This is a genomic window from Escherichia sp. E4702 (assembly GCF_963883545.1).
Lineage (GTDB): Bacteria > Pseudomonadota > Gammaproteobacteria > Enterobacterales > Enterobacteriaceae > Escherichia.
The window spans coordinates 188,349-209,236 of sequence record NZ_CAWORF010000017.1; the positions used below are offsets into that span (position 1 = coordinate 188,349).

The 20,888-nt window shown below is 45.3% G+C and carries 19 protein-coding genes and 1 pseudogene; 6 read left to right on the top strand and 14 right to left on the bottom strand.

All coding sequences use genetic code 11. The annotated features are described in order from the left end of the window. Nucleotides 1-243 precede the first annotated feature (243 nt). Together narX and narL are read left to right on the top strand one after the other, a co-directional pair. On the top strand, nt 244-2,040 hold the full coding sequence (gene narX / locus AACU94_RS10255; RefSeq protein WP_130222809.1) for a nitrate/nitrite two-component system sensor histidine kinase NarX: 1,797 nt from the start codon (nt 244-246) through the stop codon (nt 2,038-2,040). Continuing rightward, complete coding sequence (gene narL / locus AACU94_RS10260) at nt 2,033-2,683, top strand: two-component system response regulator NarL (RefSeq protein WP_000070491.1); 651 nt, start codon at nt 2,033-2,035, stop codon at nt 2,681-2,683. The genes narX and narL overlap by 8 nt, the downstream gene beginning before the upstream one ends. Here the strand turns inward: narL and AACU94_RS10265 are convergent, their stop codons facing one another. Continuing rightward, nucleotides 2,684-4,078: a YchO/YchP family invasin gene (locus AACU94_RS10265; protein WP_135489388.1), complete on the bottom strand. Its 1,395-nt coding sequence runs from the start codon at nt 4,076-4,078 to the stop codon at nt 2,684-2,686. Nucleotides 4,079-4,261: 183 nt separating this feature from the next. On the opposite strand from AACU94_RS10265, the gene ychN reads away from it, so the two are divergent. After that, the gene (gene ychN, locus AACU94_RS10270) at nt 4,262-4,615 is read left to right on the top strand and encodes a DsrE/F sulfur relay family protein YchN (RefSeq protein ID WP_064528737.1); all 354 of its coding nucleotides are present in this window, start codon (nt 4,262-4,264) and stop codon (nt 4,613-4,615) included. 51 nt (nt 4,616-4,666) lie between these two features. Here the strand turns inward: ychN and chaC are convergent, their stop codons facing one another. Together chaC and chaB are read right to left on the bottom strand one after the other, a co-directional pair. Beyond that, on the bottom strand, nt 4,667-5,365 hold the full coding sequence (gene chaC, locus AACU94_RS10275; protein WP_135486218.1) for a glutathione-specific gamma-glutamylcyclotransferase: 699 nt from the start codon (nt 5,363-5,365) through the stop codon (nt 4,667-4,669). Nucleotides 5,366-5,522: 157 nt separating this feature from the next. After that, nucleotides 5,523-5,753 carry a putative cation transport regulator ChaB gene (chaB, locus tag AACU94_RS10280; RefSeq protein ID WP_130216000.1) on the bottom strand — a complete coding sequence of 77 codons (231 nt, stop codon included), beginning with the start codon at nt 5,751-5,753 and terminating at the stop codon, nt 5,523-5,525. Nucleotides 5,754-6,021: 268 nt separating this feature from the next. On the opposite strand from chaB, the gene chaA reads away from it, so the two are divergent. Further along, complete coding sequence (chaA, locus tag AACU94_RS10285) at nt 6,022-7,122, top strand: sodium-potassium/proton antiporter ChaA (protein ID WP_064528732.1); 1,101 nt, start codon at nt 6,022-6,024, stop codon at nt 7,120-7,122. Nucleotides 7,123-7,188: 66 nt separating this feature from the next. Here the strand turns inward: chaA and AACU94_RS10290 are convergent, their stop codons facing one another. From AACU94_RS10290 to AACU94_RS10315, 6 genes and pseudogenes are all read right to left on the bottom strand, one after another. After that, complete coding sequence (locus AACU94_RS10290) at nt 7,189-8,310, bottom strand: radical SAM protein (protein ID WP_135489389.1); 1,122 nt, start codon at nt 8,308-8,310, stop codon at nt 7,189-7,191. An 82-nt stretch (nt 8,311-8,392) separates the two neighbouring features. Beyond that, the gene (locus tag AACU94_RS10295) at nt 8,393-10,003 is read right to left on the bottom strand and encodes a bifunctional metallophosphatase/5'-nucleotidase (RefSeq protein ID WP_135489390.1); all 1,611 of its coding nucleotides are present in this window, start codon (nt 10,001-10,003) and stop codon (nt 8,393-8,395) included. Nucleotides 10,004-10,031: 28 nt separating this feature from the next. After that, nucleotides 10,032-10,913, bottom strand: a complete 882-nt coding sequence (locus AACU94_RS10300) for a nucleoside-specific channel-forming protein Tsx (protein ID WP_135489391.1) — start codon at nt 10,911-10,913, stop codon at nt 10,032-10,034. 145 nt (nt 10,914-11,058) lie between these two features. Next, entirely contained in the window at nt 11,059-12,621 is a 1,563-nt protein-coding gene (locus tag AACU94_RS10305; protein ID WP_135489392.1) for a bifunctional metallophosphatase/5'-nucleotidase, read from the bottom strand. 85 nt (nt 12,622-12,706) lie between these two features. After that, complete coding sequence (locus tag AACU94_RS10310) at nt 12,707-14,248, bottom strand: bifunctional metallophosphatase/5'-nucleotidase (RefSeq protein WP_445298350.1); 1,542 nt, start codon at nt 14,246-14,248, stop codon at nt 12,707-12,709. A 252-nt stretch (nt 14,249-14,500) separates the two neighbouring features. Continuing rightward, nucleotides 14,501-15,170 (bottom strand): annotated as a pseudogene (locus tag AACU94_RS10315) (bifunctional metallophosphatase/5'-nucleotidase); the annotation flags it as partial. Between the two features lie 132 nt (nt 15,171-15,302). Between AACU94_RS10315 and AACU94_RS10320 the strand changes: the two are divergent. Both AACU94_RS10320 and AACU94_RS10325 read left to right on the top strand, forming a co-directional pair. After that, nucleotides 15,303-16,439 (top strand): cytoplasmic protein, encoded by a 1,137-nt coding sequence (locus AACU94_RS10320; protein WP_135489394.1) that lies wholly within the window; start codon nt 15,303-15,305, stop codon nt 16,437-16,439. Between the two features lie 170 nt (nt 16,440-16,609). Continuing rightward, complete coding sequence (locus AACU94_RS10325; RefSeq protein ID WP_130216147.1) at nt 16,610-16,717, top strand: type I toxin-antitoxin system toxin Ldr family protein; 108 nt, start codon at nt 16,610-16,612, stop codon at nt 16,715-16,717. A 149-nt stretch (nt 16,718-16,866) separates the two neighbouring features. Here the strand turns inward: AACU94_RS10325 and kdsA are convergent, their stop codons facing one another. From kdsA to prfA, 5 genes are read right to left on the bottom strand one after another with little or no spacing between them, the layout of a single operon-like run. After that, entirely contained in the window at nt 16,867-17,721 is an 855-nt protein-coding gene (kdsA, locus tag AACU94_RS10330) for a 3-deoxy-8-phosphooctulonate synthase (RefSeq protein WP_000811058.1), read from the bottom strand. Between the two features lie 35 nt (nt 17,722-17,756). Continuing rightward, on the bottom strand, nt 17,757-18,566 hold the full coding sequence (sirB1, locus tag AACU94_RS10335; RefSeq protein ID WP_001764444.1) for an invasion regulator SirB1: 810 nt from the start codon (nt 18,564-18,566) through the stop codon (nt 17,757-17,759). A gap of 3 nt (nt 18,567-18,569) precedes the next feature. Further along, the gene (gene sirB2, locus AACU94_RS10340; RefSeq protein ID WP_021580704.1) at nt 18,570-18,962 is read right to left on the bottom strand and encodes an invasion regulator SirB2; all 393 of its coding nucleotides are present in this window, start codon (nt 18,960-18,962) and stop codon (nt 18,570-18,572) included. After that, on the bottom strand, nt 18,959-19,792 hold the full coding sequence (prmC, locus tag AACU94_RS10345) for a peptide chain release factor N(5)-glutamine methyltransferase (protein ID WP_135489395.1): 834 nt from the start codon (nt 19,790-19,792) through the stop codon (nt 18,959-18,961). Before prmC ends, sirB2 begins: the two co-directional genes overlap by 4 nt. Continuing rightward, nucleotides 19,792-20,874 (bottom strand): peptide chain release factor 1, encoded by a 1,083-nt coding sequence (gene prfA / locus AACU94_RS10350; RefSeq protein ID WP_130205673.1) that lies wholly within the window; start codon nt 20,872-20,874, stop codon nt 19,792-19,794. Before prfA ends, prmC begins: the two co-directional genes overlap by 1 nt. Between the last annotated feature and the right edge of the window lie 14 nt (nt 20,875-20,888).

Consider the following 20,888-nt stretch of genomic DNA (forward strand, 5'->3'; position numbering starts at 1 on the left):
CATTGATATTTATCATTACCCATAGTGAGTACAGAGATTTCATAAAAATTTTGAGATTTTTCACGACACTGTAAAATCCCTACCCTTGCTGACGTAAAGCGACTAACCACACGGCAAATAAGGAGTAACTCTTTCCGGGTATGGGTATACTTCAGCCAATAGCCGAGAATACTGCCATTCCAGAATGTATCGTCAGATTCATTAAGGTTATTGCTCATTCAAAGCCTGAAGGAAGAGGTTTATATGCTTAAACGTTGTCTCTCTCCGCTCACCCTGGTTAATCAGGTTGCGCTGATTGTTTTGCTTTCTACCGCCATTGGACTGGCGGGGATGGCAGTTTCTGGCTGGCTGGTGCAAGGCGTTCAGGGCAGCGCCCATGCGATCAACAAAGCGGGATCGCTGCGCATGCAAAGTTACCGTCTGCTGGCGGCTGTGCCATTAAGCGAGAATGACAAGCCCTTAATCAAAGAGATGGAACAAACGGCATTTAGCACCGAGTTAACTCGTGCGGCAGAACGAGACGGGCAACTGGCGCAATTACAGGGGCTACAGGATTACTGGCGCAATGAATTGATTCCTGCGCTGTTGCGTGCACAAAACCGCGAAACGGTGTCGGCAGACGTCAGCCAGTTTGTTGCCGGGCTTGATAAGCTGGTATCTGGTTTTGACCGCACCACCGAAACGCGTATTGAGACAGTTGTGCTGGTCCACCGGGTAATGGCGGTCTTTATGGCGCTTTTACTGGTGTTTACCATTATCTGGCTGCGAGCACGTTTGCTTCAACCGTGGCGACAATTACTGGCAATGGCCAGCGCCGTCAGTCATCGCGATTTTAGTAAGAGAGCGAATATCAGCGGACGCAACGAGATGGCGATGTTGGGGACTGCACTGAACAATATGTCTGCTGAACTGGCGGAAAGTTATGCCGTGCTTGAGCAGCGGGTACAGGAGAAAACTGCCGGACTGGAGCATAAAAATCAGATTCTCTCTTTTTTGTGGCAGGCCAACCGCCGTTTGCATTCCCGCGCTCCGCTGTGTGAACGCCTGTCGCCTGTGCTTAACGGTCTGCAAAATTTAACCTTGTTGCGTGATATCGAACTACGGGTATATGACACGGAAGATGAAGAGAACCATCAGGAGTTCACCTGTCAGCCAGATATGACTTGCGATGATAAAGGCTGCCATCTCTGCCCACGCGGCGTTTTACCCGTTGGCGATCGCGGCACTACGTTGAAATGGCGGTTAGCGGATTCTCATATGCAGTATGGTATTTTGCTGGCTACCCTGCCGCAGGGGCGTCATCTTAGCCATGATCAACAACAACTGGTGGATACCCTGGTTGAACAGCTCACCGCCACGCTGGCGTTGGATCGCCATCAGGAGCGCCAGCAGCAGTTGATCGTGATGGAAGAGCGTGCCACCATTGCGCGCGAACTGCATGATTCTATTGCTCAATCGCTCTCTTGCATGAAAATGCAGGTAAGTTGTTTACAGATGCAAGGCGACGCGCTGCCAGAAAGCAGCCGCGAACTGTTAAGCCAGATCCGTAACGAACTGAATGCGTCCTGGGCGCAGTTGCGTGAGTTACTCACCACATTTCGTTTACAGCTCACCGAACCAGGATTACGTCCCGCACTGGAGGCGAGCTGCGAAGAGTACAGCGCCAAATTTGGCTTCCCGGTGAAGCTGAATTACCAATTGCCGCCACGTCTGGTGCCTTCACATCAGGCAATCCATCTGTTGCAAATTGCCCGTGAGGCATTAAGTAACGCCCTCAAACATTCGCAAGCAAGTGAGGTGGTGGTTACGGTGGCGCAAAACGATAATCAGGTAAAACTGACCGTTCAGGATAATGGCTGCGGCGTGCCTGAAAATGCCATCCGCAGCAATCACTACGGCATGATAATTATGCGTGACCGTGCGCAAAGTTTACGTGGCGACTGCCGCGTCCGCCGTCGTGAATCAGGTGGCACTGAAGTGGTCGTCACCTTTATTCCCGAAAAAACTTTCACAGACGTCCAAGGAGATACCCATGAGTAATCAGGAACCGGCTACTATCCTGCTGATCGACGATCATCCGATGCTGCGAACTGGCGTGAAACAGCTTATCAGTATGGCACCGGATATCACGGTGGTTGGCGAAGCGAGTAATGGCGAACAGGGTATTGAACTGGCGGAATCTCTTGATCCCGATCTGATCCTGTTAGATCTCAATATGCCCGGCATGAACGGTCTGGAAACGCTGGATAAACTGCGCGAAAAGTCCCTCTCCGGCCGCATTGTGGTGTTCAGCGTCTCTAACCATGAAGAGGACGTGGTAACCGCATTGAAACGTGGTGCAGATGGCTATCTGTTAAAAGATATGGAGCCGGAAGATTTACTGAAAGCATTGCATCAGGCTGCCGCTGGCGAAATGGTCTTAAGCGAAGCGTTGACCCCTGTTCTGGCCGCCAGCCTGCGCGCTAACCGCGCTACGACTGAGCGTGATGTTAACCAGTTAACACCACGTGAACGCGACATTCTAAAACTAATAGCCCAGGGCTTACCGAATAAGATGATTGCCCGTCGCCTGGACATCACTGAAAGCACGGTTAAAGTGCATGTGAAACACATGCTGAAAAAAATGAAGCTCAAATCTCGTGTAGAAGCTGCGGTATGGGTGCATCAGGAACGTATTTTCTGATTACGGTTCCCAGATCGGTTCGTCGTTCGACATTGCGTCGAAAGGTTCGGCAAGCGTTAGCGTGATCTCATTGGAGGAGACACGCTGCCCCTGGTTATCCTCCACCACTACCGACAATCGCCATTGATTGCTCGCCCCTTCCCCACTTTGCCAGTCCGGCATGATCAACGTCCAGCCATCCGCACTATTGGCTGTCGCTCCCGATGTCAGACTTAACATCTGCGTATCTCCCTGCCAGATCAATTGCCGAATACCGTAATGACTACGAATTTGTAATTTCAGTGGCACGGTTTCACCAGGTTTAAGATCCCAGGGCGGCGTCGCCAGAAACACCGTTAAGGTTTTACGCTGCCGATACTCAATAGTCGGCAGATTATTTCGCTGCGGATTGTCATAGCGACTGCCGCGTAGCGACTGGCTTTCAGCAACTTCGCCAGCAGAAAGCTGTTTGTTGAGCGGCACGCCAAAACGGTAGTTAATATTCAGTCCGAGGTTATTTTGCCTTTCTCCACTTTCCCCCTGTTTATGCAGGGCGGTTACTGTAACGAGTGGGACCGGTGTGTAATTTAGTCCAAGACTCAAGGCGACGGGATTGTGATAACCCGTGCCGGTGTTAAACAAATCAACACTCTGACCAAAATATTGTTCGAGGCTAACGCTGGTGTTGATATGCTGGTAAAACGGCATCCGCATCCGGGCCGTCAAGTCGTAACCACGCGCCATTCGTTGCTCGAGCGTGGCGGTCTGTTCACGCCAGGAGGCAAAAGGCTGATAATAATTTGCAGACAGGCGCAGATATTCGCCCCAGGCTTCAGCGCCAAATCCAGCACGCTGGAGATTTTCGTCCAGCAAGTTGTCATAAAAGGTATTGTATCCCAGCAACCAGTTACCACGCGCCCAGCGTTGGCCTGCGCCAAGGTTACTGACCAGACCATCATCCTGCTGAGTGAGCCCAATCTGGCTCCATGTAAGATAACGTTCGTTATCCTGTAGCGGTACAAACCAGCTCCCCCGGCTACCGGTAAAATGCCCTTCGTTATCCACTTTGACGTCGACACTGGCGTTCCCCCACGGCGATAGCCAGGATTCCACGTGCTGATTGACCTGCTGGCTAAGCGCATCGCGGACTTTTCCCAACGCAAAAGCTCTCGCCTGCTCGCCAGTGTCCTGACCTTTATCAGTCATACTGGTTTCACCAAAATCTTTCACAATTTCAGCAAAATGTTTTTCACCGTCATGATTTTCCGCTGCCATTCCTAAGTCAGGCAGACCGTCACTGTCGTTATCAAAAGGATTTGCCGCTTGCTGTTTAAAAGAGGACTGTGCGCCAGCTATACCGCCTGCCAGCAGCAAGAGTAAACAAATTGCGATAATGCGGGGGACGAAACGGCTCAAAACGTCAGTAATTTCCAATAAAAATGAACAGCTACAGCTTTATAGAATAACGATTACTGGTAATTTTTCTTGTACTTTTGCATGCTTATGACAAATCCTAAAAAATGTGACGGATTGGTCAGACAGCACACAAGCTGTAAGATAGAAACTGAACATCTAATTCCCTGAATACAGGAGTAAATAATGCAAAGAATCGTGATCGTTGCCAATGGCGCACCCTACGGGAGCGAATCCTTATTTAACAGCCTGCGGCTGGCCATTGCGCTACGAGAGCAGGAAAGCTACCTGGATCTGCGTCTATTCCTGATGTCTGATGCGGTCACTGCCGGATTGCGCGGACAAAAACCTGGGGAAGGCTATAACATTCAGCAAATGCTGGAGATCCTCACGGCGCAAAATGTGCCAGTGAAATTGTGCAAAACCTGCACCGATGGTCGTGGCATCAGCACACTTCCACTGATTGATGGAGTGGAAATTGGTACTCTGGTAGAACTGGCGCAATGGACGCTGCTTGCCGATAAAGTGCTCACATTTTAACTTCAGTATGGGGCGCTCAAGATAATAGAGATGCCCCACTGCTAAAAGGTTTTATCGGGCAAACCCGGGCCGTAACACACCATCCGGGAAATTTTCCGCCAGAAGTTTTTTCACCGACACCAGTAAATCACTCAGCCCGTCATCCTGCATCCCCAGTTTGTTAAGCGCTTGTTCCAGGGAAAACAAGTACTGTGCGTTGGTTCCTAATGGCCCACTCGCCGCAGCAATCAACGGGGCAATCACCTGAGCGCGGGTATCGGATTCATACTCAGGATGACGCGGGTCCATAATGAACACCAGCGCATTGACGGTGCGGCCATCGTCAAGATGAAGCTGACACCAGGACGGCAGATAGCAGCCAGTAATCATCTCACGCTTCCACAGTAAGGTCAGCTCCTGCTCCAGGGACTCTTCCGGCAGACGATACGCAACGCCCGTGGTACGCCCGCCCTCTTTCAGTGCAAGCATCCTCCCCGGCTGGTGCGCAGTCCCCCGCCCGGCAGTAAGCCGCAAACAGAAAGCACGATGCCACCCAACCAGCGTACCGGTGCACGACTCGGTAAACTCCAGTGCCGGATTCCACATTAATGATCCATAGCCGAAGATCCACACCGGTCCCTCATCAGGTCGACAAGACAGCGTCGCCGCCAGCGAGGCCGCCCGTTGTTCTGCCGACCATAAGAGTGATTCTTCAATGGCACCAAATGCCGTTTTACAATCGGCATTCATCAAGAAATCACGCGTTATCACCTTACACCTCCGCCACTGCATACTTCCCTGCGACAACTTTTTGGTGTCTTCCGGACATTTTTACTGCTCATTTTGAAACCACTATTGGGACAATATGCAATCCACAGACCACTTGCAAGGCAACACCGCACGAATAGCTTTAACTCGCCGCTGAGTTTTACGATTTTTTATGCCATTTATCATCATCGCCTTTGGCATATTCATGTTTCACCGCAGCCCAGGCCACTTTATGCGCTGTCTCTTCGCGACTGGCATCATCACGCCGGTCTTCTTTATCTTTATATTGCTCCCAGGCGCTGTTGAATGCTTCTTTGTAGATATCCTGGGCATGAGTGGGTAAAACGTGTTTTACGCTTTCCGGCAGGTCGCTTTTCGTTTTATACGGCATTGTTGACTCCTTTATTAAAATTGAACATTAAGTGTGGTCAACAATATCCCCTCTTGCCAAAACATAAGAACTCTCACATCAGACTATTCTCAAGAGACGCTAATACAAACATTGTCTAAACGCGTAGCTTTTTTTTATGCTCCGAAGAGTAAAAAATCGACAGAGGGGTAAAATTTCGTAAAATGTTACCGATATCCTGACACTTTCTGTTATTTTTCCTGCCTATTTATTACATTTCCGACAAATTCATCTGCAAAGGATAACCATAATGACAAATGCTCACGAGGCGGTAAAAACCCGCCACAAGGAGACTTCGCTTATTTTCCCGGTTCTGGCGCTGGTAGTGCTGTCCCTGTGGGGAAGCAGCCAAACACTACCAGTGGTTATTGGCATCAACCTTCTTGCTCTTATTGGTATTTTAAGCAGTGCTTTTAGTGTTGTCCGTCATGCGGACGTACTAGCCCATCGTCTGGGTGAACCTTACGGTTCGCTTATTCTTAGCCTTTCCGTCGTTATTCTTGAAGTCAGTTTGATTTCAGCCTTAATGGCGACCGGCGATGCAGCGCCGACGTTAATGCGAGATACGCTCTATTCAATCATTATGATTGTTACCGGCGGGCTGGTTGGTTTTTCATTACTGCTGGGTGGACGTAAATTTGCTACCCAATATATGAATCTGTTTGGTATTAAACAGTATTTAATTGCCTTGTTCCCATTAGCCATAATCGTGCTGGTATTTCCGATGGCGCTGCCTGCGGCGAACTTTTCGACCGGTCAGGCGTTACTTGTGGCATTAATTTCCGCAGCGATGTACGGCGTATTTTTGCTGATTCAAACCAAAACGCATCAAAGCCTGTTTGTCTATGAGCATGAAGATGACAGCGATGATGACGATCCGCATCATGGCAAACCGTCTGCTCATAGCAGCCTGTGGCATGCCATCTGGTTAATTATCCATCTAATTGCCGTTATTGCGGTCACCAAAATGAACGCCAGCCCGCTGGAAACATTGCTCACCAGCATGAATGCGCCGGTGGCCTTTACCGGTTTCCTGGTAGCGCTATTGATTCTGTCGCCGGAAGGTTTAGGCGCGTTAAAAGCAGTTTTAAGCAACCAGGTCCAGCGCGCGATGAATCTGTTCTTTGGTTCGGTATTGGCGACGATTTCGCTTACCGTACCTGTCGTAACGCTTATCGCCTTTATGACGGGTAATGAATTGCAGTTTGCTCTGGGCGCACCAGAGATGGTGGTAATGGTAGCCTCTTTAGTACTGTGCCATATTTCATTTTCGACTGGCCGTACCAACGTGCTCAACGGCGCGGCGCATCTGGCACTGTTTGCAGCTTATTTAATGACAATATTTGCCTGACATTTATATCTCCTCCGATGGCGGAAATCGGAGGAGAATTTTTACTCCCTCATACAGAGAACCATATTAGGCCAAATACTGGCGAATATCGGAAGGTGCATAATTTTTATCCCACAGCGCCTTCATCATCAACATGTAAGGCTCAACATAAGTGAAAAAAGCCTGATAGCTTTCGCAAAAATAGTTGAGTTCAGGAATGCCGCTTCGGGAAATCGCAATACGATCTTTTGGGCAACCACCGAGACAAGCAAATTTTACATTACAACTCGTACATTCTGCTGCAAGTGGCTGTTTACACTGTTCAATCATTTGATTCTTTGCTCCTTTCCGTGTTGTGGTCGTTCGGCGGCTGTTACTCGACAAAAATTTCGAATTAGCAGAATGTTCACTCTGGGATGAAACAGCATTCATTTTTGACGTGAACGCACTAACATCAAATGATGTAAAAGGACAGGTCGGCACAGGTAATCCACACCACGACGCAAAAGCGTGTTCAAAAATAGGAATTTTAATCGTTCCAATATCCAGACGTACCCAGGTGTAGAAAATTGTTTTCAAAAAAGTCCCCAATGCGGCCGGAGCAAGGCTTCGCGCGTTCAAACCACCTTGCACAAGCGGTTCAAGCAAGGGAATAAACTGCATATCACGACTGCCAAGATTTTTAAGATAGTGATAGATCCGCAACGGTTGTTGACTATTGATAGAGTCAATGACTGTCAGAGTATTAAATTCAACATCATGTTTTTGCAGTAATCTCACAGCCTCTTCAATCGATCGAATAGCTGGTTTGTCAGAAATCGTTTCGCAGAAATCATCGTGCAACGGGGGAACGACATTCACCGAAAGGCGAATAATAAACTGATTCTTCTTGAAGAACTCGCACCAACTATCATCTAACAGGATACCGTTGATTAACACAGTATTGATAATATTCTTACCTTGCGCAATTTGCTGTTGTAGCTTAATGACGCGTTTAAAGAAATTAAATCCGCCCATCGTTAGTTCACGAGTCTGCCAGGAAAAAGTCACATTGCTAGTTTCATGAGCATCAACTTGTTGACGTATAAATAACTGCAACGTTTCATCGTCTGAATCACACATTGTAAATTCAGTGTTGGATTGGATCTTATCGAAATAGCATTGCGAACAACGTAAATTGCAGGTTCTACTGGCACATTTAATTATCATTTTTACTGCCCTATCCGTTTATTAACGATTAAAAAATGATGCAAGCCATAAAATGAATTGCATCATGAAAAATTATTTCATATTAGTTACTAGCGTTGACCCGCATTTCATTAATCTGTGCAGGAATTATTTTGTGTCCTGATTTCAGATAATCAATCACGACATCAGACATATTATGTCCGGCACGAACTTGCACATTCTTTCCATCTTTAAATGCCAGAAAACCATCCCCTCCCAAAGCAAGGAATGTCGTCGTTGCAATATGGTAAGTCTCCGTATCAACAACATCTTTGCCGTTGATTGTGAAGGACTCTATGCGCTGTCCTACAGGTTTCTGCGGCATATAATGCATTTCAGCACCCTTTGACATTTGTAGTATGCCATTAGTAAGTGATGCCCCATGTTCCATTAGATTACGCAGATCTTTGCCACTGAGATCCATTTCGGTAAGCTCATTCTTAAAGGGGAATGTGCTGGTAATATCACCAAAGGTAATGGAGCCAGCGTTGATATCAGCCCTTAAACTGCCGGAGTTGATCAGCGCAATCTGTGCATTCGGTGCAGCAACAAGCATTGCATCAGTAAATAAGTTTCCAAGCTGTGATGATTCACCATAGGCTCGGGTTAACATAATTGGTGATTCACCTACCGGCTGGCGCACAATATCCGCAAGTTTTTTATTCCAGCCGTCGATAGCTTTCTGTGTTGTTGGATCAGGTTTCCATTCGTCAGCATAAAGTGTTTTCAGCTCGAAGCTTTTCACTTCATGGGTTCGGGCAACAGGGTCAACGTTGAGCACCAATTTACCTACATCAATACCACCGCTGTCAGTAGAAAGAATTAAGGTGTTTCCTACTTTGATAGGTTCTGGTGTTCCTACATGAGCGTGTCCGGTAATGAGGATATCCAGTCCTTTGACTTTGCTTGCAGTCTGAATATCTTTATCCAACGCGCGCCTGACATCGGTGTTACCAATACTGGACTGACGTGCAGGAACGCCTTCATGCATGAGTGCGACAGTAATGTCAACTTTCCCCCGCAGTTCATCCAGATAATGTTGCAGATATTTCACCTCATCGCGAGCCTCAATTCCCTGATTCTTGAGAGTAGCCGCTGATTTATCAAAGCGATTGTTGTTATCGTTATCGAGTCCCTGAATTGAGAGTTCTGAAATCGTGTCATTAAACGCATACACGCCGTGCAATCCAATAACACCAATCTTTACACCGTCCTTTTCCAGAATGGTATACGGTTTGTTCCAGAACGGTATCTCACTGTCCTTATGGAATACATTTCCCAACAAAACGGGGAAATTCGCTTTACTTAACTGTCTGAGAAGATTGTCCCAGCCATGGTCAAATTCATGATTTCCGATGGATACCACATCAATAGGCATGGTATTCATAATGTCAATTATTGCCTGTCCCTTAGTCAGACTACTAATATAGGGCCCGGTAAAATAGTCACCTGCATCAAAATAAAAGGTGGCTTTATTTCTAGCTTTTTCTTGTTTTACTAATGTTGTTATATTGGCAAATCCACCTATTGCTCGTTTACCGTCTGCAACATACGGAAGTTTGTATGTATCAACATGAGCATGGAGATCATTGGTATAAATAATAGTAACATCTTTTGCACAGAGCCAGGACGGTAGTGTCAGCAAAATACTCGCGGCAATATGTTTTATTTTCATAAATTATCCATTTTCAAAGTCATTTTGTTTAAAATGCGTAACCGACAGTTAAATAATATGCCCAGCCCGTTGAATCTATCGTAGTCATTTCTCCTTTACTGTTAAAAGCATTACTTCCCTCATCAAATTGCCCGCCATGATAAAAATAACGAAGAGTTGCACCATAACTCCAGTGTGCATATACAAGACTAAGTACATGAGTGGAGACTATCGAGCTATTTGTACGGGAATAAAATTGTTGCTTACCACCTGATTTTTCTTTTAAATCCGAGCCAAAATCAAAATTAGTAAAACCGACATAATTTAATTTACCGCCCAAAACGGTAGTAATCGGAACAACATATTTTACTTTAACCCGATATCCATCCCACTCATTCGCATTAGCAGCATTATAATTATTCCCTTGATATTTAGCATAGATGTTTGCAGACAACGTCATCGGCAGTCCTGTATCAATATCCGTCCCTAGCCCCATATACCAGGTACTCTGGCGTTGCCCCTCATTCGTTCCCGCATCGTAGATATAGTTATTAGCAAAATACCATTCTTTAAATGGACCAAAACTTAAGTCTAACCCCGTTAATTTGTCGATACTAAAACGCGGTTCAATTTCCATAAAAAATGGTGAGCCATTATCCCAAATACCAATATCATTATCATTTCCTAAACCAAAAAATTTAGGCAAATCCGCATAGCCATAGAAATCAAACCAGTCAACATGAGCCCATGCGCGATACTCTGGATACAAATCCGATCTTTTTTGTGGACCAAAGCGAGTGGAATTGCTTCCTACTATATTAATACTTTGATGCCACCAACCCGACAGATATTCATTATCTCCAGAATCAGCAAATGTTACTATGGGCAACAATATAAATACGCCTGGCAAAAGATATTTTATTTTTTGCATAAGTGTAACTCCTTCCACTGAGGTTATTAAAAAATACATTCCTGTAATAAATAACGCACGTCATTATCTGTGATTTTTTCTATAAATATGATTAAGATATATTAATATCTCAATCATAATTGATGTCACTGCCAATTCATTGAGCCTATTTAGCCGCGCTCACATCGACTACTCTCATTTCGAGATCAGGTGTTAACGGACTATGTGCCTTAATATAATCAATAATTGACTCTGCAGATGTAGTACTGCTAATAGTTTTGACATTCGTGCCTTTTAAGAATGCTTCAAATCCATCGCCACCTGTCGCACAAAATGAGTGTGTAACGACCCGATAAGTTTTGGTTGGATCTACAGGTTGATTATTAATAGTGAATTTAATAATTCTCTGGCCTAAAGGTTTTTTACTATCGTATTCGACATGAACGTTTTTTGACACTTGCAAAATCCCATTAGTGAGATTAGTTGCATGAACCATTAAATCAATGAGTTCTTGCCCGGTGAGATCCATCTCAACAAGTTCATTATTAAATGGGAAGGTAGTAATTACATCACCATATTTTAAATTCCCTTGAGGAAAATCAGCACGCAACCCGCCGCTGTTTTGTAATCCCATAATTGCGTCTGGTGCTTTAGCCATCATGGCATCGAGGACCAAATTACCAACAGGCGATGATTCACCATAAGAACGAGTGAATGGTGCCGTTGTTGTCCCAATAACTTGCTCAGTGATACTTTTCAGCTTGGCATTCCATTTATCAATTCTGGCCTGGACTTTTGGATCAGCTTTATATTCGTCAGCAAATACAGTGATTAATTTACCGTCATAGCCATCAATCTTTTTAGTCTTAGGGTTAAAATCCAATGTTAATTTACCAATATCAGTACCATACGCATCTGTTGAAACAATAAGCGTATCATTAACTCTAATTGGCTCTGGCGTACCAACATGAGCATGTCCTGTGATTAACACATCAATACCCTCAAATTTCTTTGCGGTATCGATATCGGCTTGCAGCATCCTGGCGACATCTTTATTTCCGTAGCTTGATTGACGAGCAGGCGTCCCCTCGTGGATAAGCAGTACGATGATATCAACCTTACCCTTTAATGCATCAAGCCCTTTTTGAATATAAGGAACTTCATCGCGGGCTTCTGAACCGGCGTAAGCCTTAGCCGCAACGGTATCATAAAATGCAAATTTTTGGTGTATCCCAATTACACCAATTTTTGTGCCATTTCTTTCAACAATCGTCCAGGGTTTATTCCAAACAGGTTTGTTACTATTGGAATAAAAAACATTACCCAGCAAAACTGGGAAATTCGCTTTTGATAACTGCTTAACCATATTATCGACACCATGGTCAAATTCGTGGTTCCCCACCGACACCGCATCAAAAGGCATTGTGTTCATGATGTCAATAATGGCTTCACCTTTGGTCAGGGAGCTTATATATGGCCCGGTGAAGTAATCCCCCGCATCAAAGAAAAATACATCTTTACTTTTTTTCCTGGCATCATTAACTATAGTTGCAATATTAGCAAAACCGCCCACCGCGCGTTCCTTGTCGACAAAGGGGAGCTTTCCTGGAGAAACATGAGCATGTAAATCGTTTGTATAATATATAGTCACATCCTTCGCATTAATTGGCAAAACTAACGTTGCGGATAAACTTAATGCAAGCAGACGAAACTTTGTTTTTATCTTCATAACCAGCCCTTTTTGTTATATAAAAATGAAGTATGTTATTCAAGGTTTTATATGGATATACGGCCTTTTTATTTTCAAATATAAATCAATTATTGCTATTAGAATTCGCAATATCTGTAACTCGTTTAGTCATATCAGGTATGACAATATCATGTTCTTTAAAATAAGTTATCAATGAACCAGAATTAGAGCTTCCAGGTATCGTTTTACGATTCTTTCCCGAGACAAAAGCCTGATAACCATCCCCTCCACTGGCACAAAAAGAGTTTGTGACAACACGATACGTTTTGCTATCTTGAATCGATTGCCCATCAATAGTAAATGAAACGATTCTTTCATTTAATGGCTTTTTACTGTTGTAGGTTACCTTTACATTTTTAGAAACTTGTAAAGCACCGTTCGTAAGATTAGTTGCATGAGTCATAAGTGATATTAAGTCCTTACCCGTTAGATCCATCTCAACTAATTCATCATTAAATGGGTAAGTGCTGATTACATCACCAACCGTAATGTCTCCTTTAGGTATATCTGCGCGAAGACCACCACTATTCTGGAAACCTACAACGGCATCCGTTGATTGTGCCATTGATGCATCAAGCATCAAATTTCCAAGCGGAGATGATTCCCCATAAGAGCGGGTTAGTACATTCGCTGAGTGACCAATGACCTGACTGGTGATTGTTTTAAGTTTTTGTTCCCATTTGTCAATTTCTTTTTGTACGCCAGGATCAGGCTTATATTGGTCGGAAAAAAGCGTAATTAATCTACCATTATAACTTTCAATTTTTTTCGTTTCGGGGTTAAAGTTAAGCACTAATTTACCTAAATCGGTTGCATAGGCATCGGTTGAGACGATTAAAGTATTATTAGCTTTAATTGGTACAGGTGTGCCAACATGTGCATGACCGGTGATGAGTATATCTATGCCATCAACTTTTTTCGCGGTATCAATATCAGCCTGGAGTAAACGGGAAACATCATTATTACTAAAGCTAGATTGTCTACCTGGAACTCCTTCGTGGGCAAGCAATACTATTAGATCGACATTTTTTGTTTTTAATTCTGAAATAGATTGTCTTAACTCTGGTATTTCATCCCGGGCTTCAACATCTTCAATCATTTTTGCTGCAATGGTATCGTAAAAAGCAAACCGACTATGCATACCAATAACGCCGATTTTTAAATTATTTTTTTCAATGATAGTCCACGGCTTATCAATGACGCGCTTATCACTATTTTTATAATAAACATTATTCAACAACACAGGAAAATTAGTAATTTTAGCCAATTGAGCAACCATGTTAGGTGTACCATGATCAAATTCATGATTACCCACAGAGACAGCATCATAGGGCATGGTATTTAAGATATCAACTATAGCTTCGCCTTTTGTCAATATACTAATATATGGTCCTGTAAAGTAATCCCCGGCATCAAAAAAGAAAACATTTTTGTCGTTTTGTTTTGCTTGATTGACAATACCAGCAATAGTTGCAAATCCTCCGACAGGACGACTTTTATCCACAACTGTATTAACCCATGGATTAACATGAGCATGTAGATCGTTAGTATAAAAAAGAGTAATTTCTTCTGCGAATAGGCTTTGTGCAAACAATAGAGAAGACATTACTGGCAATAGTATTTTTTTACACATTATAGGCACCATTTTATTTAAAATAAAAACTATTCACCGCCTTTCCTGAAGGTAGTTTATAGATAATAATAAATTTAGTTAAAGATCACATCTAAAGGCAATAAATGCCCTGTGAATCTTGCTCCTATGAATTAACAAATACAGTAATGTAAAACACACTACGTCAAACGTATTTATTTCTTCACATCAACACCACGTATACAATTAATTTGTTCATTCCTGATGGTCAGTCCCCCCCTTACTGAATTGGCTAACTGGCACAAACTCATAGACCAGCAATACAGTCAAATCAACTTTACCTTTTAGTTCGTCGATATAATGTTGTGGGGATTTAATTTCATCCCTACTTTAAATGCCTACATGTGTTGTGGAATAAACAGCATCCTTAAATACAAACATGCAGTGCAAAATTATTGCACTGTTCTTCACTCCATCTTTCTCAATAATGGCATAAGGTTTATCCATCAATGTTCTATTACTATTCTGATAAAATACCTTTCCCAGTACAGCATGGGGTTTTACCTGTTCAAGCTGTAATAATGTATTATAGTAGACATGACTGAATTCATGATTTCACATTGTAACGGTGTAAAATGACACAGTATTCATGAGATCAATACTAGTACCCACCTTTTGTAAGACTACTAATACATGGTCCAGTAAAATACCCTCCTGGTATAAAAAACATACTGCTTTACCTTTTACTTATCCTGTTTTACCTGAGTAGCGATATTTACCCAGCCCCCAATGTCTCCTTTAGCATCAGCAAGTCATAGAGTTTTATAATGTTCCACGTGTGCATGGAGAGCATTAGCATAAATAATCGATACATCTTTGGCAGAGGTCAAAATTGTAATAGCAACAGGATATCCTCAGTAATTATTTGTATCTTCATAACCCGTTCCGTTCAGTTATATTAACGTTTGTTACTTTACGTTTTTAATGGTTACTTTATGTGAATCTGCTCACACAACTTGACAAGAGTTATAGGGCAGAATTAGCAACCACTTAAAATCGTTGGTGACCTATGTCGACGCTATTTACAATTAATACCTGCAAAACGTTTGGTTGTCGCAATTTAGGATTACCAACATCTGCTGATTACAGCTGGCCTGATTACAGGTTAGGGTATCCTGCATTGCACTGTCAGGCATGTGGAAGTTATCCCCCCCTGTTTGATGGACAACAATTTCGTGACTGGCTATCAGCGTACTTAACCGCATACGCCTGTGAAAGAGGTCTTTTTTGCCCTGTATGTTATTGCAAAGAGATTATTTGCTATGGTCATAATCCACAAGGGACACAGCGCGTTCAGTGTCGCGTCTGCAAAAAAGTCTGGACACCAAAACAGCTTCTACAAAAAGAAATAACACCACCAGAACAAATTGAAACGGTTCCTCTTATTGTGCCATTTCAAGGGAGAAGCTCGGAGCAGAAACTATATGTTCTACTCAGCGTTGATAGTGTTCGAGGTAATATTCTTCATATCTCCACTAATTTTACTCAGCACCAGACAGGGGAATCTTTACGTTATCGCTGGAAAGGGTATGTTGAACCCGATTTATTTCATAGTGACATCGTACAACGCATTGATATGCGAGAAAAACAATTTCTTAACCGAAGCCAGTTCGATGAAATTCAGTATGGGAGTGCTGAGCTCAAACGCAATGTCAGAGGTACGGTTCTACGTCCTGTTATCGCTGTACACGGACATTTCCGTTTACTGAATATCCTCTATCCTGAAGTTAAGATAAATATCATTTCACATGAATGCTTTCTAAGAGGCGCAGCCATTACCGCATGGTCCAAACAATTTCGTCAACGCCAGGGTGAGCTTTGGTTTATAGAAGAGGAAATAAATGACAGTGACACGAATACACCGTGGCATTTTCAGGGGGTAACGTACCATGGCTGGTGGAAAAATCAGTGGCAGCTATGGGAACAAGATAAAAATCGTAAAATGGCCTGCTCATTAACCGGTGGGGATAACAATAATGCTAAGACGCTCTCTTTAGCAGCCAGCAGACACTTTATCTATTGGTTATATAAACAAACAACTTTTACTCACAGTGCTCGGCTATCCGCCGGTCATGTAACGCAGATACTACTTTCCCTGGCACAAGACTATAACGGTAAACTTACTGTAACGAGTTCTGGTGAGTAATATTCTGCCACATCTTCTCTGCGATAAAATTCCGGCCCATATCCATTCATGGAAAGAGAACCCCCCCGCACGTTGAGAGGTCAAACCTGACAACAGAACGGGGGCTAATCTTGAACCATTAACAATTCAAGAATAGCCGCAAAATGTTGTCATTACAACAAGGCGGCTATATGACGCTCGCGCAGTTTGCCATGATTTTCTGGCACGACCTGGCAGCACCGATCCTGGCGGGAATTATTACCGCAGCGATTGTTGGCTGGTGGCGTAGCCGGAAGTAAGGTGAAAACGGGCGTCAGGCTGCCGTGATGGCAATATGCGCCCGAAACCGGCCGCAGGGGTAACAGCCTGCGGCCTTTTTTGTCTTCTTTGACCATGAAAAAAGCCCTACCGTAGAACGATAAGGCTTTTGTTTTCAAAGCAGAAAAGATTACTTGCTGGTATCCAGCTCTTCGAAACCTTTAACCAGATCATCAATCGCTTTCATCTGCTTGAGGAACGGCTCCAGTTTAGCCAGCGGCAGCGCGGATGGACCGTCACATTTCGCATGTTCCGGATCCGGATGCGCTTCAATAAACAGACCAGCCAAACCTACAGCCATACCGGCACGTGCCAGTTCGGCAACCTGGGCGCGGCGACCACCAGAAGCTGCACCAAACGGATCGCGGCATTGCAGTGCGTGGGTAACGTCGAAAATTACCGGGGAGTTGCCAGAGACTTTCTTCATTATGCTGAAGCCCAGCATATCAACGACCAGGTTGTCGTAACCGAAGTTAGCGCCACGGTCACAAAGAATCACTTTATCGTTGCCGCCTTCTTTGAATTTATCAACGATATTACCCATCTGGCCTGGGCTCACGAACTGTGGTTTCTTGACGTTAATTACCGCGCCAGTTTTCGCCATCGCCTCCACCAGGTCAGTCTGGCGAGCAAGAAACGCTGGCAACTGAATAACATCTACCACATCAGCAACAGGCTGTGCCTGGCTTGGCTCGTGAACGTCAGTGATAATTTTTACGCCAAATGTCTGTTTCAGTTCCTGGAAGATTTTCATCCCTTCTTCCAGTCCTGGTCCACGATAAGAGTGGATGGAGGAACGGTTGGCTTTGTCAAAAGAGGCTTTGAACACGTAAGGGATACCCAGTTTCTGGGTTACGGTTACGTAGTGTTCGCAAATGCGCATCGCCAGATCGCGAGATTCCAGCACGTTCATACCACCAAACAGCACGAACGGCAGGTCATTTGCTACGTTGATGTCGCCAATGCTAACCACTTTTTGTTTCATAGGATCGCCTTAATCTTAAGTAAAGTGTCGATTAATTAATGCAGCACAATATGTTTATGCGCGATGTTGTTAATTTGCGCACGTATCATTTCGCTGATCGGGTCTTCCGGACACTGTTCAACGAAATAATTTAAATCATTCAACGCAACGTGTTCGCAATCCAGTTGCGCGTAAATCAACCCACGATCGCGAATTTCATACGGATCTTCCGGGTTAAATTGTAATAAGGCCTCGCTGGTGCGTAACGCCAGTTCCATCTGATTTTCTTCCATCAGCGACGCTTTCAGCGTATCCAACAGTTTACGGATAACCTCAATGTTATCGGCTTCATCCAGGTCTTCATAAAACAGTTCCGCAGACGGGCTGATATTTCCCTTTAACCACACATCCAGCATATGTTCGCTTAATGATTCACCGTTAAAAGGGTTAATCAGCCAGATTTCTCCGTCCGGGCATTCTATGCGCAATATAAGCTGCGTCGGGAATATCACCGGCAATAGCGGCAAATCGAGACGATTAGCAACCCACAATAAAACGGCGCCTAACGATACCGCACTGCCCTGCCGATTTTTTAGCACTTGATCAAGCCATAATGCATCGGAAAGACGATAAACACCACGTGAGGCTTTAAACCCCCATTCGCCGTAAAACAGCGCGATTAATTTTTCTAGCTGCTCTTCTAATGGCAGAAGCTGGCTAATTTCTTCCTTCGCCAGACTAACGAGACGCTCCAGTTCGTCGTAAACATCTTGCGAGGGAAAATCGCGGCGGATTGCTTCGCAAGCCAGGATCATGCCTTCGCACAGCGGCGCTTTATTAAATTCGAAATCAGCTAACGATCTCATGACTTACCCCAGTAACGGTACTTTTGTGGTGGCGAGTTTAATGATGATGTACAGCACCACCAGCGCCAGCGGGAAGGCAATAATGCGCGCCTGCTGACTGTGCATCCGACGATAATCGAGTGCAATAAAACCCAAAACGATATAAATGATAACTCCAAACAGCTTTTCAGTCAGCCATTCAGCCTGCCCGGAAAATGGCAGGATGTGCGCTTTAGCCATCAGCGCGATGCCGCTAAGCAATAACACCGTGTCGACAACCGGCGGCACAATGCGCGTCCAACGAGCGAATGCCAGTGGATGCTCCTGGTAACGTAGCCAGAATCGTAGGGTTAAGAGCCCAACAGAAAGCGCGATGCTAATGAGATGAACGCTAAGCAGCGTAGTAAAGCTTATCATCGATAATAGCGACCGAGCGTTACGCGCTCGTTATCACCATAGTCCCGACAGGTTTCGACTTCATAATATCCCGCGTGGATAAATGCCTGTCGCACAGCTTCGCCCTGCTGCCAGCCATGTTCCAGAAGCAGAAAGCCGCCGGATACCAGCGCGTTACGCGACTGTTCGATGATATGCACGATGTCTGCCATTCCGCTGTCTGCCGCAACCAGCGCAGTGAGTGGCTCAAAGCGGACATCGCCTTGTTGAAGATGTGGATCCTGCTCGTCGATATACGGTGGATTGCTGACAATCATCGTAAACTGCTGCCCGGCTAGCGCGCTAAACCAGTCGCTTTGCAGGATGTGGATATTTTTGATCGCCAGATGCTGGGCATTACGTTGTGCCAGGGCGACAGCATCGGGCATACGATCTACAGCGGTAATTTCGCAGTCTGGCCGCTCGCTGGCCAACGCCAGCGCAATCGCCCCGGTGCCAGTTCCAAGATCGAGAATGCGGCAAGGTTGTTCAGGCAATCGCGCCAGTGCCTGTTCCACCAGACATTCTGTATCCGGGCGCGGAATTAAGGTCGCTGGCGAAACAAATAACGGCAACGACCAGAATTCACGCACACCGGTTAAATGAGCAATAGGTTCACCGGCACGACGACGAGCTAAAAGCGCGTCGAGTTGCTCACATTGCTCTTCAGTCAACTGCGTTTCACCAAAGGCGAGAATATAAGTGCGCCCCTTGCCGGTAACATGCTCCAGCAGGATTTCAGCATCGCGCCTCGGGCTTTCGCTCGCCTGAAGTTGGCTTATTGCTTCACGTAACCAGTGTTGATATTCCATTATTCCTGCTCGGACAACGCCGCCAGTTGGTCGGCCTGATGTTCCTGGACGATCGGTTCTATCAGCATATCCAGTTTACCTTCCATTACTTCATCCAGACGGTAGAGCGTCAGGTTGATGCGGTGATCGGTAACACGCCCCTGCGGGAAGTTATAGGTACGGTTACGATCGCTGCGATCGCCGCTACCCAGCAAGTTGCGACGGGTGGAAGCCTCTGCCTGCTGGCGTTTTGCCATTTCCGCCGCATGGATACGAGCACCAAGCACTGAAAGTGCCTTCGCTTTGTTTTTATGCTGCGAACGTTCGTCCTGACATTCAACAACAATACCGGTCGGCAAGTGGGTAATACGAATTGCCGAATCGGTGGTGTTGACGTGCTGACCACCTGCGCCTGAGGAACGGAAAGTATCGATACGCAAATCTGCCGGGTTAATATCCGGCAGTTCCGCTTCCGGCAGCTCCGGCATTACCGCTACGGTACAAGCGGAAGTATGAATACGCCCTTGCGATTCCGTCGCAGGAACACGCTGCACGCGATGACCGCCAGATTCGAATTTCAAACGACCATACACACCATCACCGCTAATTTTGGCGATGATCTCTTTATAACCGCCATGTTCACCCTCGCTGGCGCTCATGATTTCTACACGCCAGCGGCGGGCCTCTGCGTAGCGACTGTACATACGGAACAGATCGCCAGCGAACAGCGCCGCTTCGTCGCCGCCGGTTCCGGCACGCACTTCGAGGAATGCATTGCGTTCATCATCGGGATCTTTTGGCAGCAAAAGAACCTGTAACTGTTGCTCCAGTTGCTCGCTTTTTTCTTTAGCTTCACGCAGCTCGTCCTGCGCCATCTCGCGCATTTCCGGATCGTCGAGCATCATCTGCGCGGTTTCGATATCTTCCTGAACCTGTTGCCAGTCGGTGAAACAGCGCGAAACATCACTTAACTGCGCATATTCACGAGATAATGCGCGAAAACGTTCCTGGTCGGCGATGGTTTGCGCATCACCCAGCAGTGCCTGAACTTCTTCATGGCGTTCATGCAGGGCTTCCAGTTTGGCAACGATAGAAGGCTTCATAGGCGTAAATGCAC

What these genes read in the sequence shown, in the direction of transcription:
- AACU94_RS10295 (WP_135489390.1), bottom strand. Translation starts at nt 10,003, where the DNA reads ATGAAAATAAAACATATTGCCGCGAGTATTTTGCTGACACTACCGTCC.
- chaA (WP_064528732.1), top strand. Translation starts at nt 6,022, where the DNA reads ATGACAAATGCTCACGAGGCGGTAAAAACCCGCCACAAGGAGACTTCG.
- sirB1 (WP_001764444.1), bottom strand. Translation starts at nt 18,566, where the DNA reads ATGAGATCGTTAGCTGATTTCGAATTTAATAAAGCGCCGCTGTGCGAA.
- AACU94_RS10325 (WP_130216147.1), top strand. Translation starts at nt 16,610, where the DNA reads ATGACGCTCGCGCAGTTTGCCATGATTTTCTGGCACGACCTGGCAGCA.
- chaB (WP_130216000.1), bottom strand. Translation starts at nt 5,753, where the DNA reads ATGCCGTATAAAACGAAAAGCGACCTGCCGGAAAGCGTAAAACACGTT.
- ychN (WP_064528737.1), top strand. Translation starts at nt 4,262, where the DNA reads ATGCAAAGAATCGTGATCGTTGCCAATGGCGCACCCTACGGGAGCGAA.
- AACU94_RS10320 (WP_135489394.1), top strand. Translation starts at nt 15,303, where the DNA reads ATGTCGACGCTATTTACAATTAATACCTGCAAAACGTTTGGTTGTCGC.
- prfA (WP_130205673.1), bottom strand. Translation starts at nt 20,874, where the DNA reads ATGAAGCCTTCTATCGTTGCCAAACTGGAAGCCCTGCATGAACGCCAT.
- sirB2 (WP_021580704.1), bottom strand. Translation starts at nt 18,962, where the DNA reads ATGATAAGCTTTACTACGCTGCTTAGCGTTCATCTCATTAGCATCGCG.
- AACU94_RS10290 (WP_135489389.1), bottom strand. Translation starts at nt 8,310, where the DNA reads ATGATAATTAAATGTGCCAGTAGAACCTGCAATTTACGTTGTTCGCAA.
- AACU94_RS10300 (WP_135489391.1), bottom strand. Translation starts at nt 10,913, where the DNA reads ATGCAAAAAATAAAATATCTTTTGCCAGGCGTATTTATATTGTTGCCC.
- prmC (WP_135489395.1), bottom strand. Translation starts at nt 19,792, where the DNA reads ATGGAATATCAACACTGGTTACGTGAAGCAATAAGCCAACTTCAGGCG.
- kdsA (WP_000811058.1), bottom strand. Translation starts at nt 17,721, where the DNA reads ATGAAACAAAAAGTGGTTAGCATTGGCGACATCAACGTAGCAAATGAC.
- AACU94_RS10310 (WP_445298350.1), bottom strand. Translation starts at nt 14,248, where the DNA reads ATGTCTTCTCTATTGTTTGCACAAAGCCTATTCGCAGAAGAAATTACT.
- narX (WP_130222809.1), top strand. Translation starts at nt 244, where the DNA reads ATGCTTAAACGTTGTCTCTCTCCGCTCACCCTGGTTAATCAGGTTGCG.
- AACU94_RS10305 (WP_135489392.1), bottom strand. Translation starts at nt 12,621, where the DNA reads ATGAAGATAAAAACAAAGTTTCGTCTGCTTGCATTAAGTTTATCCGCA.
- narL (WP_000070491.1), top strand. Translation starts at nt 2,033, where the DNA reads ATGAGTAATCAGGAACCGGCTACTATCCTGCTGATCGACGATCATCCG.